This window comes from Mycobacterium sp. E1214 (genome assembly GCF_001666755.1).
Classification (GTDB): domain Bacteria; phylum Actinomycetota; class Actinomycetes; order Mycobacteriales; family Mycobacteriaceae; genus Mycobacterium.
In genome coordinates this window covers 85,173-101,160 of record NZ_LZJC01000123.1, presented here as the reverse complement: position 1 = coordinate 101,160, position 15,988 = coordinate 85,173, and the positions used below count along the sequence as shown (strand labels likewise).

At 72.7% G+C, this 15,988-nt stretch carries 16 protein-coding genes and 1 pseudogene; 2 read left to right on the top strand and 15 right to left on the bottom strand.

Features of this window, described 5'->3' with window-relative positions:
• Positions 1-42: 42 nt before the first annotated feature.
• Positions 43-1,083 carry a PAS domain-containing protein gene (locus tag A5700_RS17135; protein WP_068070471.1) on the top strand — a complete coding sequence of 347 codons (1,041 nt, stop codon included), beginning with the start codon at positions 43-45 and terminating at the stop codon, positions 1,081-1,083.
• Here the strand turns inward: A5700_RS17135 and A5700_RS17130 are convergent.
• The 10 genes and pseudogenes from A5700_RS17130 to ssd all read right to left on the bottom strand — a co-directional run bounded on the left by A5700_RS17130 (position 1,080) and on the right by ssd (position 8,324).
• On the bottom strand, positions 1,080-2,621 hold the full coding sequence (locus A5700_RS17130; protein ID WP_068070469.1) for a radical SAM protein: 1,542 nt from the start codon (positions 2,619-2,621) through the stop codon (positions 1,080-1,082). The two genes, A5700_RS17135 and A5700_RS17130, sit on opposite strands and share 4 nt — an antisense overlap.
• A 5-nt stretch (positions 2,622-2,626) precedes the next feature.
• Positions 2,627-3,055, bottom strand: a complete 429-nt coding sequence (locus tag A5700_RS17125) for a hypothetical protein (protein WP_082960508.1) — start codon at positions 3,053-3,055, stop codon at positions 2,627-2,629.
• On the bottom strand, positions 3,052-3,837 hold the full coding sequence (locus A5700_RS17120) for a prolipoprotein diacylglyceryl transferase (RefSeq protein ID WP_068070466.1): 786 nt from the start codon (positions 3,835-3,837) through the stop codon (positions 3,052-3,054). The genes A5700_RS17125 and A5700_RS17120 overlap by 4 nt, the downstream gene beginning before the upstream one ends.
• A gap of 36 nt (positions 3,838-3,873) precedes the next feature.
• Positions 3,874-4,209, bottom strand: a pseudogene (locus A5700_RS26160) (Rv3654c family TadE-like protein); the annotation flags it as partial.
• Positions 4,210-4,219: 10 nt separating this feature from the next.
• A complete protein-coding gene (locus tag A5700_RS26155) occupies positions 4,220-4,573 on the bottom strand; it encodes a TadE family type IV pilus minor pilin (RefSeq protein ID WP_156671270.1) in 354 nt (117 codons plus the stop codon).
• Positions 4,570-4,770 carry a DUF4244 domain-containing protein gene (locus A5700_RS17105; protein WP_068070464.1) on the bottom strand — a complete coding sequence of 67 codons (201 nt, stop codon included), beginning with the start codon at positions 4,768-4,770 and terminating at the stop codon, positions 4,570-4,572. The genes A5700_RS26155 and A5700_RS17105 overlap by 4 nt, the downstream gene beginning before the upstream one ends.
• Positions 4,771-4,788: 18 nt before the next feature.
• A complete protein-coding gene (locus A5700_RS17100; protein ID WP_082960507.1) occupies positions 4,789-5,265 on the bottom strand; it encodes a type II secretion system F family protein in 477 nt (158 codons plus the stop codon).
• A gap of 31 nt (positions 5,266-5,296) precedes the next feature.
• A complete protein-coding gene (locus A5700_RS17095) occupies positions 5,297-6,091 on the bottom strand; it encodes a type II secretion system F family protein (RefSeq protein ID WP_068070461.1) in 795 nt (264 codons plus the stop codon).
• A complete protein-coding gene (locus A5700_RS17090) occupies positions 6,088-7,263 on the bottom strand; it encodes a TadA family conjugal transfer-associated ATPase (RefSeq protein ID WP_068070459.1) in 1,176 nt (391 codons plus the stop codon). The genes A5700_RS17095 and A5700_RS17090 overlap by 4 nt, the downstream gene beginning before the upstream one ends.
• The gene (gene ssd / locus A5700_RS17085) at positions 7,260-8,324 is read right to left on the bottom strand and encodes a septum site-determining protein Ssd (RefSeq protein ID WP_068070569.1); all 1,065 of its coding nucleotides are present in this window, start codon (positions 8,322-8,324) and stop codon (positions 7,260-7,262) included. Before ssd ends, A5700_RS17090 begins: the two co-directional genes overlap by 4 nt.
• 501 nt (positions 8,325-8,825) lie before the next feature.
• On the opposite strand from ssd, the gene A5700_RS17080 reads away from it, so the two are divergent.
• Complete coding sequence (locus tag A5700_RS17080; RefSeq protein WP_068070457.1) at positions 8,826-9,683, top strand: HAD-IB family hydrolase; 858 nt, start codon at positions 8,826-8,828, stop codon at positions 9,681-9,683.
• A gap of 463 nt (positions 9,684-10,146) precedes the next feature.
• Here the strand turns inward: A5700_RS17080 and A5700_RS17075 are convergent, their stop codons facing one another.
• The 5 genes from A5700_RS17075 to A5700_RS17055 are packed head-to-tail and all read right to left on the bottom strand — an operon-like array spanning position 10,147 to position 15,952.
• Positions 10,147-10,902, bottom strand: a complete 756-nt coding sequence (locus A5700_RS17075; protein WP_369828280.1) for an oxidoreductase — start codon at positions 10,900-10,902, stop codon at positions 10,147-10,149.
• Between the two features lie 14 nt (positions 10,903-10,916).
• A complete protein-coding gene (locus A5700_RS17070) occupies positions 10,917-12,536 on the bottom strand; it encodes an ABC transporter ATP-binding protein (RefSeq protein WP_082960506.1) in 1,620 nt (539 codons plus the stop codon).
• On the bottom strand, positions 12,524-13,390 hold the full coding sequence (locus A5700_RS17065; RefSeq protein WP_068070454.1) for an ABC transporter permease: 867 nt from the start codon (positions 13,388-13,390) through the stop codon (positions 12,524-12,526). The genes A5700_RS17070 and A5700_RS17065 overlap by 13 nt, the downstream gene beginning before the upstream one ends.
• Positions 13,383-14,309 (bottom strand): ABC transporter permease, encoded by a 927-nt coding sequence (locus tag A5700_RS17060; protein ID WP_068070453.1) that lies wholly within the window; start codon positions 14,307-14,309, stop codon positions 13,383-13,385. Before A5700_RS17060 ends, A5700_RS17065 begins: the two co-directional genes overlap by 8 nt.
• A gap of 5 nt (positions 14,310-14,314) precedes the next feature.
• Positions 14,315-15,952 (bottom strand): ABC transporter substrate-binding protein, encoded by a 1,638-nt coding sequence (locus A5700_RS17055; protein WP_197502848.1) that lies wholly within the window; start codon positions 15,950-15,952, stop codon positions 14,315-14,317.
• Between the last annotated feature and the right edge of the window lie 36 nt (positions 15,953-15,988).

Genomic DNA, 15,988 nt, shown 5'->3' with positions numbered 1-15,988 from the left:
GTCATTGCCACGGATCGGCCGCGGCACCGTAAAATCGCGCCCATGGCCGCCCACGACTGGTTGCTCGTGGAGACATTGGGTGGTGATCCCACCGTCGTGGCGCAGGGGCGTCAGCTGAAGAACCTGGTGCCGATCAAGACCTTCCTGCGCCGCAGCCCCTACCTCTCCGCCGTCCGGACCGCGATCGCCGAGACGGTCCAGACGGGCCAGACCATGACCAGCATCACCCCGAAGCGCGACCGCGTCATCCGCACCGAGCCGGTCGTGATGTCCGACGGCTTCGTCCACGGCGTGCACGTGTGGATGGGACCCGCCGACGCCGAACCCCCCGAACGCCCGATTCCCGGGCCGCTGAAGTGGGACCTGACCATGGGCGTGGCCACCGACACCCGCGAGTCGCTGCTCAACAGCGGCAAGAACCCCGAGGTCGATGTCACCTACGGCCGGGCGTTCGCCGAAGACCTCCCGTCGCGCAAGCTCAACCCGAACGAGACCAAGGTGCTGGCGATGGCCGTCAAGGCCGAGCCCGACCAAACCCTGTGCAGCACCTGGGACGTGGCCGACTGGCAGGGGCGGCCCTTGCGGGTCGGGTTCGTCGCGCGCACCGGGCTGGAGGCCGGCCCCGACGGGCGCGACCACCTGGTGGCGCGGGCCATGAACTGGCAGTCGGAGCTGAAGGGCCCGGTCGAGTCGACCGACGATCTGGCGCAACGAATTTTGAGCGGCCTGGCGCAGGCCGGCGTGCACCGGGCGCTGGTGAACCCCAAGAACTGGTCGCTGCTGAAGTGGCTCGACGAGCCCTGCACGTTCTACGACTGGCGTGGCAACAAGACGGGCAAGCCCCGGGTACACCCCGACGACGAGCAGTCGGTGGCCGAGATGACAACGCAATTCGTCGACGGCCCGATCAGCAGGGTGCTGCGCATGCCCGGCCAGGACGGGAACTGGGTGCCCGTACACGTGACCATCAACCGGGTCGAGCTCGAACCGGACGCGTACGCCGGGCTGGTCTCGCTGCGGCTACCGAGCGACGAGGAGATCGCCGACGCCGAGTTTTCGCACAGCCCGGAACCGGCGGGCTAGTCGAGCACCGGCAACATCCGCTGCGCGGCCACCGACAACCGTTGCCCGGCGAGCTGCGGCCACGCCTGCACCGCGCAGAACGGGGCGCACTGGTCCTGCGCCGACCGGGTGCCGACGTGCACGCAGCACTGCGCGAGCCGCTCTTCGATCATCGTCGACATGTCCATGAACGGTTTGACCGTGAGGCGAACGACGCGCTCGCCCAGCAACCGCCTGAGCTGGCCGCGCCGCCCGGGCAGCGCCGTGGAGGCGACGGTCAGCAGGGTGGCCATTCCGAGGTCGCAGTTCTCACAGATGAGCCGCCACACGTCGGACATCTGCGGGTGGGACAGCGAGGACTGCTCCGAGAACAGGCCGAGCAGCGATTCCCGGACGGCCAGCCGCAGTTCGCGCGGCACGTCCTGGTCGGCGATCCGGTTGGCGATCAGGCCCAGCTTGGCTTTCAGGTTGTCGTGGCCCATCAGGGCGACCAGCGAGCGCCACCGGCCGGCGTCGTCGCGGAGCGCGTAGCCGACCGAGCAGCAGTGCGGGTGCGAACACGGCAGCGCGGTCAGGTCCCGCCAGGTGAGCAGGCCATCGGTCTGCGGGCCCAGCCTTTTCAGCACGCCCGTGTGGGTGAGCCGGCGCCGCGGGTCGATGAAACCGCTTCGGCCGGAACCGAATTGGGGCTGGATGCATACCCCGCCGACGTAAGGCGTCGCCAGGCCGAGCTTGACGACGTCGCCGATCTCGTGGTCGTTGACGCCCAACGCCGCGGTCATCACGAGCGTGGTGAAGATCTCCCGCTCGGAGAGCCGGCGCAGCGCGGCCTGCTTGAGGCGGCGCAGATCGCCACCGCGGTGGTATTCGTGGGCGCCCAGCGACAGGCCGTCGTACTGGAGGTAGACCTCGGCGCGCTCCCGATGCTGGGTCAACAGGTCCAGCAGCTCGTCGTCCTGCGCGATGCGGATCCCGTTGCTATTGATCAGGATTCGCGTGATGGGACGCGCGCTGAGCTCGGCCAGCAGCTCCGCAAGGTGCGGGTGCAGCGTGGGTTCGCCGCCGCTGAGCATCACCACGTCGAGCCGGCCGTTCTCGCGGGCGAGCCGCTGATCGACGTTGGCGAGCACGTCGGCGACCGCGACGACGTTGCGCAGGTTCGGCGAGGAATCGGTGAAGCAGGTGGGGCAACGCAGGTTGCAGGTCTCGGCGATGTCCTCGAGCAGGATGCAGGTGTGCTGCGTCTGCATCTGCGGCAGGCCACGCAGGTACGCCGCGGGAACCGGGTCGAAGTTGCCCGCCGTGTCCGGGACGTGCTGCTTGGTCGGCGCGGTCCACTCCTCGAGGTAGGACAGGATCTGCGCGTCCTCGTCGTAGAGCGTTCGCACCAAACCGTGTGTCGGGCAGCCGCGTTCGAGCCACACCTGGCCGTCGTCGCGCACGCTCAGCCAGCCGCTGAGCCTTGCCACCTGCGCCAGCGGGCGGTCCGGCCGCTCGTCGTGGCAGCGCGGGCAGAAGGCGTTGACGTAGCGGTGGATCCGGTCGCCGCGCAGCTCCATGCCCGTCATCGCGTCAGGTGATACAGCGTCGGGTTGAGCCCGGTGCAGAAGCCGACGGTGAGGATCGAGGTGAGCGCCCAGCCGATCATCAGTCCCATCCCGATCCCTCTCGTCCAGACACTCTTGTTGGCGAACACCAGCGCGCCCCCACCGACGAAGGCGATCAACGCGAGCAGCGCCGCCCCGGCCGCGAACGCGAACTTCGGCGGGATCAGGTTGGCCAGCCCGAACAGCACCATGGGGCCGACGACCGCGTTGAGCCCGCCGAAGAGCACCACCCCGGCGAAGGCGGCCCCGAACACTTCGCCGCCGCTGGGCTTGGGCGGCGGCGGTGGCTGCCACCCGGGATAGGGCTGCCCGTGGTAGGGATAACCGGGCGGCGGCCAATCCTCGGGCCGCCAGCCCGGCGGCGGTCCCGGCGGTGGGGTGCTCACGCGGCGACCGCCCGCCGGTTCAGCACGGCGTCGTAGTGGCCGCGCCGGTAGCCGTGGCGCAGCCGGATCGCGATGAGCGCCAGGGACGGCAGGAGGAACCATTGCGGGCGGGTCAGGCCCAGCCACACCGTGTCGTTGGCCCGCACGAACTCGACGAAGAACCGGAACACCGCGTAGCCGGCGATGTAGAGGACGAAAAGCTCGCCGGGTTGGGTCACCCGCCCGCGCAGCCACAGCAGCGCCGCGAAGGCGGCCAGCTGGAACGCGATCTCGTAGAGGAACGACGGGTGCATGGCCGCGCCGGTCAGGCAGCCGGGGCACTTGGGCGTCGTCACGGCGGCGTGCACACCCCACGGCAGGCTCGTCGGGCGGCCCGGCGCCTCGGTGAGGTGGCACCCGATGCGGCCGACGGCCATGCCCAGCGCGACCGCCGGGGCGAACAGGTCGCCGGTCTTGCCGGTGTAGCCGCCGATCCGCTTGGCGGTCAACACCCCGACGTAGGCGCCCAGCAGGCCCCCCAGGATGCTGCGCGACCCGAACTGCCACGCCTGCAACAGCGTTGGGTTCCCGCGGACGTCGAGGTGCTCGGCCCAGCCGGACAGGCGCATGCCGATCGCGCCGCCGACGAGCGCGCCGGTGACCGCCACCAGGGACTGTTCGTTGACCGCGCCGCGCCGGCGGGCCTCGGCGGCGAACACGACCGCGGCGACCAGCACCCCCAACCCCACGAAGACGCCGTGCACTGGCAACACCAGCGGGCCGATCCGCCACTGCGGGATCACGCGGCAAGAGTACCGGCAAACCCCCGGCGGCGGACCTCATCGGCCGCTTCTCCACTCGGCCGGCGCCACCGGTCCGGCGCGCGCCGCCGCTTGCGCGGTGCCGGCCGGGCCGGCGGCCACCCGCACCGTGACGATCACGTCCAGCCCGTCCACCTCGCAGCGGCAATCGTCGACCCGCATCCGGCGCGCCACCGCGCCCGCCCGGGCGCAGGCCGCCTGCGCGCCCGCGGGCAGCCGGGCCGCGCCCGCCACCGCGGCCAGGTCGGCGACCGCCTGGGCCCGGTGCCGCGCCACGACCGCCGTGCCCAGGTACACGCCGGCGCCGCCGACCGCGAACAGCGCCACCACCAGCCACGCCGCCACCAGCGTGGCCGAGCCGCGCTCACCGCGGCGGGGACCGGCCGCTCGCGGCCGCGGGTTCGATCGCCGACACGGCCTGGGCCCGAATGTCCAAGGCCGGCAGGATCGTCGAGCGCGCCACCACCGTGGCCACCACGAACTCTCCCTCCCGACGCACGTCGACGCGGGCGCCGGCGGGCGCGAGGCGACGGGCGGTGAGCACCGCGGACTCTCGGTCGCCGCGCCCGGCCAGCCGGGCCGCCTCCCGCGCGGCGTCGACGCAGCGCACCTGCGCCGACACGGCGGCGACGCCCGCCAGGCACAGCACCAACACCACGACCAGGGCGGCGATGCCCAGGGCCGCCTCGACGGTGCTGGCACCGGCACTGCCCGTCAGACCTTGGTGCTCAGCGCGCGGCCGATGATCTTGGTCAGGGCCGACACGATCGAGTCGCCGGTGACCACGGTGTAGAGGATGGCGCCGAATGCCGCCGCGGCCACGGTGCCGATAGCGTATTCGACCGTCGACATCCCCGACTCGTCGACCGCCAGCACGGCCAGCCGTGTGGCCAATCCACGAAACCTGTTGCGCATCAAGGAGTTCCTTTCGTTTCACAGTAGGCCCGACTGCAGGACGTTTCGGGCCAGCCCGGCCACCACCGGCACGATGCCCAGGCACACGAACGCCGGCAGAAAGCACAACCCGAGCGGTCCGGCGATGAGCACCCCGGCCCGTTCGGCGGCCGCGGCGGCGGCGTGCGCCGAGTCGTGGCGGCACTGGTCGGCCAGGTCGGCGACGCCGCCCGCCAGCGCGGCGCCCGACGCCGCCGAACGGCGGGCCAGCCGCAGCAACGCGTCGATCTGCGCGTCGGCCGCCGGCAGCTCCGGCGGAACCGACCACGCGACGGCCGGGTCTGCGCCGAGCGCGAGCAGGTCGGCGGCGCGGCGCAGGACACGGGCCAGCGGGGGCGGCGCCGACGGTGCCGCGGCCGCCGCGGCGCTCGACACCGCCATGCCCGACGCCAGGCACACGGCCAGCACGTCGAGGCACGAGGCGACCGCCAGCGGGTCGGGCCGGGTGCCAGACACAGCGCCGCGGCCAGCAGCGCCGCCGCCGCGTTCACGCCACCACCCGGTCGATGATGCGGTCCGACCACAACAGCCCGGCGCACGCCAGCGTCGCCCCGACGGCCAGCAGGCAGCCGCCCGCCCGGCCGCCGAGAAGGAACGCCAGGGGCCGGGCGCCGACGAGCTGGCCCAGGAGCACCCCCAGCAGCGGCAGGCCCGCGAGGATCGCCGCGGTCGCGCGCGCCCCGGCGAGGCTGGCGGACACGCGTGCCGAAAACCGTTGTCTCTCGGCGATATCGCGCTGGGCGGCCCGCATCAGCGTGGCGATGGCCAAGCCGTGCTCGCTGGCCAGCCGCCAGCACAGCGCGAGCCGGTCCCAGTGCATCGGCAGGGCCGAGCGCCGGGCGACGGCGCGCAGGCCCGCCGCGACGTCGGCGCCGAGCCTGGCCCGCGCCGCCACCGACCGCAGCGACGCGCCGACCGGTCCGCCGCTCTCGTCGGCGGCGATGTCGAACGCGCGCACGGGGTGCGATCCGGCCCGCAGCTCACCGACGAGCACGTCGAGCGCGGATTCCATGGTGCGGCCCTCCGCGACGGCGCGGGCGGCGCGGCGGCGGCGGCGAAACCGCGCGCCGGCGGTGCCGCCCAGCACCGCCAGGCACCACACCATCGGCGCGGGCAGCACGACCAGGGCGGCGCACGCGCCGGCCGCGGCGAGCCAGCCCGCCGCCCGGGTGCCCGCCGGTGACCACCGGGGCCGCGGCGGCGTTCCCGGTTGCAGCCGGCGCCGCGGCGACGGCCGCAGCACGACGAGCGCCAGCGCCAGGATCAGCGCGCCGGCGCTCACGCAGGCATCCTGGCGCGCAGCGCGTGTCGCAACGGCTCCGCGGCGTCCGTCGTGCCGATGTCGTGCCGCCACACCGTGACCGCCTCGACCACGCCGCGGCCCCGCTGCAGGGCGGCGATTTCGGTGAGCCGGCGCCGGCCAGAGCGGTCGCGCGACACGTGCAGCAACACCTGGACGGCCGCGGCGAGCTGGCTGTGCAGCGCCGCCCGATCCAGACCGCCCACCGCGCCCAGCGCCTCCAGCCGCGCCGGGACCTCAGCCGGGCTGTTGGCGTGCACGGTGCCCGCGCCCCCGTCGTGGCCCGTGTTGAGCGCCGCCAGCAGGTCGACCACCTCGGCGCCCCTCACCTCGCCGACCACGATGCGATCCGGGCGCATCCGCAACGCCTGCCGGACGAGTTGGCGCACGGTGACCTCACCGACGCCCTCGACGTTGGCGCACCGCGCCACCAGCTTCACCAGGTGTGGATGCCGCGGCGCCAGCTCGGCGGCCTCCTCCACGCAGACGATCCGCTCGGCGGGTGACACCGCGCCCAGCATTGCGGCCAGCAGCGTCGTCTTGCCCGCCCCGGTTCCGCCGCACACCAGGAACGCCGCCCGGGACGCGACGATGTCGGCCACCCACGCGGCCGCGGCGGGCGCGAGGGCCCCGGCGGCGGCGAGGGCGGCCAGGTCTTGGCTCGCCGGCCGCAGCACCCGCAGCGACAAGCAGGTGCCCGCGGCCGCGACCGGCGGCAGCACGGCGTGCAGCCGCACCGCCACACCCGCGGGCCCGACACCGGTCAGCTCGCCGTCGACCCACGGCTGCGCGTCGTCCAGGCGGCGCCCGGCGGCCAGCGCGAGCCGCTGCGCCAGCCGCCGCACCGCCGCCTCGTCCGGAAACCGAACGCCGCTGCGCCGCAGGCCGTTCCCGTCGTCCACCCAGACCGCGTCCGGCGCGGTGACCAGGACATCCGTGGCGCCGTGCGCGCACAGCAGGGGTTCCAGCGCACCGGCGCCCGTCAGCTCCGTCTGCAGGACGCGCAGGTTGGCCAGGACCTCGGTGTCGCCGAGGACACCGCCGGACTCGGCGCGGATCGCCGCGGCGACCGCGTGGGGCCGCAGCGCCGAGCCCGGCGCGGCGTATTCGGCCGCCAGCCGCTCGCGGACCCGTTCGATCAGCGACCCGCTCACGCCGCCGCACCGTTTCGGCGTGCCGCCGGCCGTGCGCCGCCGCCCGGCAGCACCGCGAGCACCTGGCGCGCGGCTGTCGCCAGCGCGGACCGCCGCCCCAGGGCCAGCGAGCCCCGTTCGGCCTGTTCCGGCAGCTGCGGCTGCGCCCGGATCGCCGCGAGCAGCGGCAACCCGGTGATCTCGGCGAGCTCGGACGCCCGAAGTCCGCCGGGTGACGGCCCGCGGACCACCAGGCCCAGGTTGGGGTTGATGGTCGCCACCGTGGGCGCCAACGCCCCGGTCGCCGCGCACGCCCGCACGTCGCAGCGGCTGACCACGACCACCAGGTCGGCGCCGTGCAGAGCCGTGCGAGTGGCGTCGGTGAGGCGCCGGGGCAGGTCACAGACCACGGTGACAGCGCCGCGCCGGCCGGCGTCGATGACGGCGTGCACCGGGTCGGCGTCCAGCTCGTAGCCGCGCCGGGTGCCGGACAAAAGGCTCACATTCCGGTGCCGGGGCAGGGCCTCGCGTACGGCCGACCAGTCCAGCCGGCCGCCTTGCAAGGCCAGGTCGGGCCAGCGCAGGCCCGGGACCGCCTCCGCGCCAACCAGCAATTCGATGCCGCCACCCCACGGGTCCATGTCGACCAGCAGCGCGTCCGGGGCGACCCGCGCCAACGCGACCGCGAGGGTCGAAGCGCCCGCCCCGCCGCAGCCGCCGAGGACGGCGATCGCCTGGCCGCGGGACCCGTCGTCGCGGGTGGCTTCGACGGCGCCCGCGAACGCCGCGACCAAGTCGGTCGCCTGCTCGGGCACCCGCAGCACCCGCTCGGCGCCGACCGCGACGGCGGCCGCCCACGTCGTGGCCGTCGGTTCGGCGGCGGTCAAGACGGTGACGTGCGGGCGGCGCGACAGGGCCAGCTCACCGCAGCGGCTGGCGGCCCGCTCGTCCAACACCACCGCCGGGGCCGCCGCCCACGTCCGCCGGTTGACCGCCGCCGCGTCGGCGGCGTGCACCGCTCGCGCCCCGACGGCCGCGGCCACCCGGTCCACCTCGTCGCGCAACTCGGGGTCCGCCAACACCGCCAAGACGCCCGCCGAAGCCCCGCCGCCGCCGCCCGAAGTCCCAGTCACCCGGCCACTGTGCGGCGCCGCCGGGTTGGCACACCAGTCCCAAACGCGAAATTGGGGATGAGGACGCGACTGTGGATAAAAGCGACGCGACCGGCCCGGGCGTGGCGGACGGCCCGCAACGCGCGGACCGACGGATCCGGCGGCGAAAACGAAGGACACGGGCCTCGGAGCGAGGCGAATCCGACCCTAGAAAGGGGACGACCCCCGCCAGGGGGGGAGGAGGCGAGGGTCGTCGTGCATCAGCCCCGGGGGGTCGGGCTGATGCACCCTCGGCCAGGCCGAGTAATGCTTACTATACACACGACAGTCGGCAGTAACGCAATAGATCTTTTACTGAAAAAAGACCTTGAGCCGCCAAAACTCCGCTGACCCGGCCGATCACGAAGACGTCGGCGGCGATTCGGCAGCACAAGTCGCAGCTGAACACCACCGCCGACCTATGCTGGCTCGGTGACCGTCTCCGACCCCGCCGCGCAGCCGCCGACCGCCCGGCAATTGGCGGACGACGCGGCCGCCGGCGCCCGCACCGCGGCGTTCTTCGACCTGGACAAGACGATCATCGCCAAGTCCAGCACCCTTGCGTTCAGCAAACCTTTTTTCCATCAGGGACTGTTGAATCGCCGCGCCGTGCTCAAGTCCAGCTACGCCCAGTTCATCTACCTGCTCTCCGGTGCCGATCATGACCAAATGGATCGGATGCGCGCGCACATGACCAACATGTGCACGGGCTGGGACGTCGAGCAGGTGAAGTCGATCGTCGCCGAGACCCTGCACGACATCGTCACCCCACTGGTGTTCGCCGAGGCGGCCGACCTGATCGCCGCCCACAAGCTGTGTGGCCGCGACGTCGTGGTGGTGTCGGCGTCCGGGGAGGAGATCGTCGCGCCGATCGCCCGCGCGCTCGGGGCCACGCACGCGATGGCCACCCGGATGGTCGTCGAGGACGGCCGATACACCGGCGAGATCGCGTTCTACTGCTACGGCGAGGGCAAAGTGCAGGCGATCCGCGAGCTGGCCGCCCGCGAGGGCTACCCGCTGGAGCACTGCTACGCCTACTCCGACTCGATCACCGACCTGCCGATGCTCGAGGCCGTCGGGCATCCCAGCGTCGTCAATCCCGACCGTGGCTTGCGGCGCGAGGCGGTCGAGCGGGACTGGCCGGTGCTGTCGTTCTCCCGGCCGGTGTCGCTGCGCGACCGCATCCCGGCGCCGTCCGGCGCCGCGATCGCCACCACGGCCGCGGTGGGCATCAGCGCCCTCGCCGCGGGTGCCGTGACGTATTCGTTGTTGCGGCGCTTCGCTTTCTAGGCCTGCCGGCCGCACCACCCTCGCCACCGGCAAACGCTGCGGGGCGCGCAATGAGTGTGCAATAACGGAACTTTCACACACAGGCCCTTGCTGCGCTTGGGGTCTAGTAGTACAAAGGAACCACGGAAGCCCGGCGAGGCCAAGGTCGATCCGGAAGAGAAGGTTCGGTCTCCCGACCCGGGCGCCCAGCACGGTACTCGGTACCCACGCGGAGTCATAGCCGCGATAATGGCAGAAGTGTTGCGGGCCTGCGTAATTGCGAAATATGGACGGTGTCGGCAGCCCTTTGGGTGGGGCAGTCAGCCGGAGATGTCGCAAGATCGCCGAGGCCACCCACGCAGCCTAGAGATGCACGCTTGGTAACCGAGTTCCGTGCTAGCGGGCGGCGAACCGAATTGCTCGGGACGCCGCCCGCTTCGCATGCGCGGCGCTGTGTTCGCTCGACCCCGACGCGGGTGTCCAGCTATCGCCGGGGCAGCGAGTCGGCGATGGCCACCGCCTCCTGCGCGCCGGCTTGCGTGGCCCGGCAGCACAGCACCAGCCAAGCCCCCACGCCCTCGGCGGTGCCCTCGGCGAAGCCTTGGGCGGCGTCCCGATAGTCGGCGGGCTGGCGCATCCAGCTCACCTCCGGGACGCCCAGACCGTGCGGATCCAGCCCGGTGGCGATGGTCACCAGCCGCGAGACCGCACGCGCCACCACGCCGTCCGCGCTGCCGAACGGTCTGAGGGTCAGCAGTTCGCCGTGCGCGACGGCGGCCAGCACGGGCGCGGGTGCCTGAGTGCGGCCGTTCACGAGCTCGGCCAACAGCTCGAGCCGGGGGCCCACTCCCGCGTCGGCGCGCGGCCGTCCCAACCGGTCCTCGTCGACCTGATCGGCGGCGGCCAGCATGTGCAGGCGGGCCAGCGCCTGCAGCGGTGCGCGGCGCCAGATGCCGACCACGGGGCCCTCGCCACCCTCCAGCGCCTGCGCCACCCGCAGCGCCCCGCCGAAGACGGGGTCGCTGACCTGGGCGGCCTCGGCGAGATCCTCCAGGCGCACGGGTCCGCCGTCGAGCACCGACGACGCCCGCGCCGCCCGCAGCGCCGCCTCTGCGGCCGTCACCGGCCAGCCCCGCAGGTTGGCGCGGTGGCGGTGGGCCCGACCGAGCGCTTCGCGGGCGCGGTCGCTGGCCTCGGCGACACCGGGCAGGTTCATCAACGGGGCCAGCGGGTCAGCCATCACAGCTTGCCAACCTATCGTCCCGGCATCGTCGGGGGGCGCGGGATGGCCGCCAGCAACCGCCGGGTGTATTCGTGGCGGGGAGCGGCGAACAGCTCCCGGGTCGGCGCGCGCTCCACCACCCGCCCGGCGCACAGCACCATGACGTCGTCGGCGATCTGCCGGATCACCGCCAGGTCGTGGCTGATGAACAGGTACGCCAGGCCCAGGTCCCGTTGCAGGTCGGCCAGCAGCTCCAGGACTTGCGCCTGCACGAGCACGTCGAGCGCCGAGACCGCCTCGTCGAGCACCAGCACCTCGGGCCGCAGTGCCAGGGCGCGGGCGATCGCGACCCGCTGTCGTTGCCCGCCCGAGAGCTCGCGGGGCAGCCGGCCCAGCACCGTCGCCGGCAGGGCCACCTGGTCGATGAGTTCGTGGACCGCTTTCTCCCGGTGCCGGCGATCGCCGACCCGGTGAATCCGCAACGGCTCCTCGACCGCGCGGAACACCGAGTAGCGGGGATCCAGGCTGCTGTAAGGATTCTGGAACACCGGCTGCACCCGACGGCGTAGCGCCAGCTCCCGCTCCCGGGGCAGGGCCGCGGTGACGGGCTGCCCGTCGAAAGTGACCGTGCCACAGGTGGGTTGGAGGAGGCCGAGGACCATGCGGGCCAGCGTCGATTTCCCCGAACCCGACTCACCCGCCACCGCCAGCGTGCTGGCGCGGCGCAGCCCGAACGAGACGTCGTCGACCGCTCGGTGTTGCCCGCGCCGCCACGGCGCCCCGTGGGTTTCGCGGAAAACCTTGGTCAGGCCGGCGGCGACGAGGATGTCGTCCGCGGCCGGCGGGGTGGGGCGGGCCGCGGCGACGAGGGTGAGCGCCGGTGCCGCCGCCACCAGCCGCCGCGTGTATTCGTGGCGCGGGTCGCTCAGAATCGTTGCTGCCGCACCGGTTTCGACGACCACACCGCGACGCATGACGACGACGTCCTCGGCCCGCTCGGCGGCCAGGGCCAGGTCGTGGGTGATCAACAGCAACGCGGTGCCGAGCTCCTCGGTGAGGCGCTGCAGGTGGTCGAGCACTTGCCGCTGCACGGTGACGTCGAGCGCGGAGGTCGGTTCGTCGGCGATCAGCAGCCGCGGCCGGCCCGCCAAGCCGATGGCGATCAGCGCCCGCTGGCACATGCCGCCGGAGAGCTGGTGCGGGTAGCGGTGGGCCTGGCGCGCGGGGTCGGGCAGCCCCGCCTCGGCCAGCGACTGCACCGCGCGGCTGCGCGCCCGACGGCCGGCGGCGTTGACCCGCAACGCCTCCGCGACTTGGAAGCCGACCGTCCACACCGGGTTCAGGTTGGTCATCGGGTCCTGCGGGATGTAACCGATGTGGCGGCCCCGGATCGCGCGCAGCGCGCGCCGATCGGCGGCGGCGAGGTCGGCGCCGTCGAACACGATGCGCCCGGCCGTGATTCGCCCCCCGGGGGGCAGCAGGCCGAGAACCGCGGCGGCGGTGGTCGACTTGCCCGATCCGGACTCGCCGACGACCGCGACGGTCCGCCCCGCCGCGACCTCGAGGTCCACGCCCTGGACCGCGGCGTGGTCGCCGAAGCTGACACGCAGGCCCTCGACCCGCAGCAGCGGCTCGTCGCTCACGGCCGCCACGCCCTCGACGCCGGGTCCAGCGCATCGCGCAGCGCGTCACCCAGCATCATGAAGGCCAGCACGGTGACGGCCAGCGCGCCCGCCGGATAGAACAGGATCGGGGATCCCGCCCGCAGCCGCGTCTGGGCCAGGTTGATGTCGCCGCCCCAGGACACCACCGACGTCGGCAGCCCCACGCCGAGGTAGGACAGTGTGGCCTCGGTGACGATGAAGCTGCCCAGCGCGATGGTGGCCATGGCGATCACCGGCCCCAGCGCGTTGGGCACCGCGTGGCGCAGCAGGATCTGAAATCGGCTCATCCCCAACGCCTTTGCGGCAAGCACGTAATCGCTCGCGCGGACGGCGAGCACCTCGCCGCGCGCGATGCGAGCCACCTGCGGCCAGCCGAACAGCGCCAGGATGGCGATCACGGTCCACACCGTGCGGTGGTGCAGGACCTGCATCAAGACGATGGCCGCCAACAGCAGCGGCAACGCGAAGAACACGTCGGTGACGCGGGAGATGACCGCGTCGAGCCAGCCGCCGTAGAACCCGGCCAGCGCGCCCAGCGCCCCGCCGACGACGAAGACGATGAGCGCCGCCCCCAGCCCCACGGTGACCGACGCGCGCGCACCGTAGATGGTGCGCGCGTACACGTCGTGGCCCTGCAGGTCGGTGCCGAACCAGTGCGCGCGCGACGCGGGCAGCAGGCTCTGGCCCGGATCGGCGTACGCCGGGTCCGCCCCGGTGAACAGCGACGGCACCGCGGCGACGGCGACGATCGCGACGATGAGCACGGCGGCGCCGACGAATTTGGGGCGCCCCCGCAGGCGCCGCCAGGTGTCGCGCCAAAAACCGGCCCGCGGCTCAGCCATACCGGATCCTGGGGTCCAGCGCGGCGTAGAGCACGTCCACCGCGAGGTTGGTGATCAGGTAAATCAGCACCAGCACCGTCACGATCGACACCACCGTCGGCGCCTCCTGGCGGGTCACGGCCTGGTACAGCACGCCGCCGACGCCGTGGATGTTGAAAATGCCCTCGGTCACGATGGCCCCACCCATCAGCGCCCCGAGGTCGGCGCCCAGGAAGGTGACGACGGGGATCAGCGAATTGCGCAGGATGTGCACCGTCACCACGCGGGGGCGGGACAGTCCCTTGGCGGTGGCGGTGCGGACGTAGTCGGCGTGCGCATTCGCGGCGACGGCCGACCGCGTCAACCGCACCACGTAGGCGAACGACACCGAACCCAGGACGATTCCGGGCAGCAGCAACCGCCCGAACGTCGACCGCTCCCCCACGGTCACCGGCGCGACGCCCAACCGCACCCCGAACACGAACTGCGCCAGGAACCCCAGCACGAAGATGGGGATCGCGATCACGATCAGCCCGGTGATCAACACGGTCGCGTCGAACAGCCCGCCCTGGCGCAGCCCGGCGATCACCCCGAAACCGATGCCCAGGACCGCCTCGACGGTCAGCGCGATCACCGAGAGCCGCAGGGTGACCGGAAAGGCATGCGCGAGAACGTCACTGACCGGCAGGCCGGAGTAGGCGCGGCCCAGGTCCCCGTGCACCACCCCGCCGAGGTAGCGCAGATACTGCACGAGAAAGGGGTCGTCGAGGTGGTAGCGGGCACGCAGCGCCGCGGCGACGGATGGCGTGAGCGGGCGGTCACCGGCGATGGCGGCCAACGGATCCCCGGGCAGCAGGAACACCATGCCGTAGATCAGCAGGGTGGCGCCAAGGAAGACGGGCACCATGGCGGCGATCCGGCGCGCGACGTACCACCCCATGTCGGCTAGGCCTTGACGATGTTCTCGTAGTCGGGCAGCCCGTTCCAGGCGACCCGCACCGCGCTGACACCACCGGACCATCCGACCACGCTGATGTAGTTCCAGAGGGGGACGACGGGCATGTCGTGGAACAGGATTCGCTGCGCGTCGTTGGCCAGCACGGCGCCCTGGCGCAGGTCGGGGGCGGCTTCGGCCCTGGCGAGCGCCGCGTCGAACGCCGCGCTGGAGTAGCCGATGTCGTTGGATCCCGCGCCGCTGGCGAACAGCGGCGCCAGGAACTCGATCATGGACGGGTAGTCGCCCTGCCAGCCGGCGCGGAACGCGGTGTCGATGGAGCGGTTGGTGATCTGGGTCCGAAAGCCCGCGAAGGTGGGCTGCGGCGCGCCGGCCGCGTCGATGCCCAGGACGTTCTTGATGCTGTTGGCCACGGCGTCCACCCACTCCTGGTGGCCGGCGTCGGCGTTGTAGGCGATCGCGTACCGGCCGCTCCACGGCGCGATGGCGTCGGCCTGCGCCCACAGCCGGCGCGCGCGCTCGGGATCGAAGCGCAGCGCGTCGCTGCCCGGAATGTCCGGGTCGTACCCCGGCAGTGACTGAGCGGTGAAATCGCCTGCGGCATTTCGGGTGTCGGCGAAGATTTGATGGCAGATCTGCGGTCGGTTGACGGCGGACGACAGCGCGAGTCGACGCAACCGCCCCTCCTCGCCGCCGAAATGCGGCAGCCGCAGCGGGGTGTCGAGGCTCTGGTTCATCGCCGCGGGCCCGGCGGTGACCTTGTCGCCGAGGTCGCGGCGGTAGACGGGCAGCGCGCTGGACGGCATCGTGTCCAGCACGTCGAGGTTGCCCGAGAGCAGGTCGGCGTAGGCGGTGTCGAGGTTGGCGTAGAACTCGAACCGCAAGCCCTTGTTGCGGGGCTTGCGATTGCCGTGATAGCCGGGGTTGGGCCGCAGGTCGATGCGGACGTTGTGTTCCCACGCCGGACCGTCCGCGGTGTCGGCGAGCTGGTAGGGACCGTCGCCGACCGGGTGCCGCCCGAACCCCGCCATGTCCCGAAAGGCGCTGTCCGGCAAGGGATAGAACGCGCTGTGACCCAGCCGAAGCAGGAAATCGACGGTGGGTGCCTTGAGCCGGATGGTGAACTCCCGGTCGTTGACCACGTGCAGCCCGGACATCGTGGTGGCCGACGGCGTCCCCGCGGCGGCGACGGTGTCGTAACCGTCGATAGGACTGAAAAAGCTCTGTTGCAGTTGGGCGTTGGCGCTCAGCGCCCCGTAGTTCCAGGCGTCGACGAACGAGTGCGCCGTCACCGGCGTGCCGTCGGTGAACGTCCAGCCGGGCTTGAGCACGACGCGGTAGTGGATGTTGTCGGAGCTTTCGACGGACTGGGCCACTTCCGGCGCCGGGTGGCCCGCGGCGTCGTAGGACATCAGGCCCGCGAAGAGTCGATCGAGGATGCGGCCGCCGTTGGCGTCGTTGGTGCCGGTCGGCACCAACGGGTTCGGCGGTTCGCCACCGTTGACCACCACCAGGTCCGGGCTCAGCGTGCCGCCCCCGCAGCCGGTCAGCGTCGCGAGCACCATCAGCCCGGCGACCAGCGGGGCCCGCATCCGACGCATGACACCCGACCCTAGGGCCTGCGACATCGTGCGCGGTGAAGTGCCCGGCGCGCCTTCGTCGTT

Bases quoted from the DNA above. Each gene is read 5' to 3' on its own strand.
- A5700_RS17105 (WP_068070464.1), bottom strand. From the start codon at position 4,770: ATGCGCAACAGGTTTCGTGGATTGGCCACACGGCTGGCCGTGCTGGCG.
- A5700_RS17135 (WP_068070471.1), top strand. From the start codon at position 43: ATGGCCGCCCACGACTGGTTGCTCGTGGAGACATTGGGTGGTGATCCC.
- A5700_RS17055 (WP_197502848.1), bottom strand. From the start codon at position 15,952: ATGTCGCAGGCCCTAGGGTCGGGTGTCATGCGTCGGATGCGGGCCCCG.
- A5700_RS17060 (WP_068070453.1), bottom strand. From the start codon at position 14,309: ATGGGGTGGTACGTCGCGCGCCGGATCGCCGCCATGGTGCCCGTCTTC.
- A5700_RS17130 (WP_068070469.1), bottom strand. From the start codon at position 2,621: ATGGAGCTGCGCGGCGACCGGATCCACCGCTACGTCAACGCCTTCTGC.
- A5700_RS17065 (WP_068070454.1), bottom strand. From the start codon at position 13,390: ATGGCTGAGCCGCGGGCCGGTTTTTGGCGCGACACCTGGCGGCGCCTG.
- A5700_RS17075 (WP_369828280.1), bottom strand. From the start codon at position 10,902: ATGGCTGACCCGCTGGCCCCGTTGATGAACCTGCCCGGTGTCGCCGAG.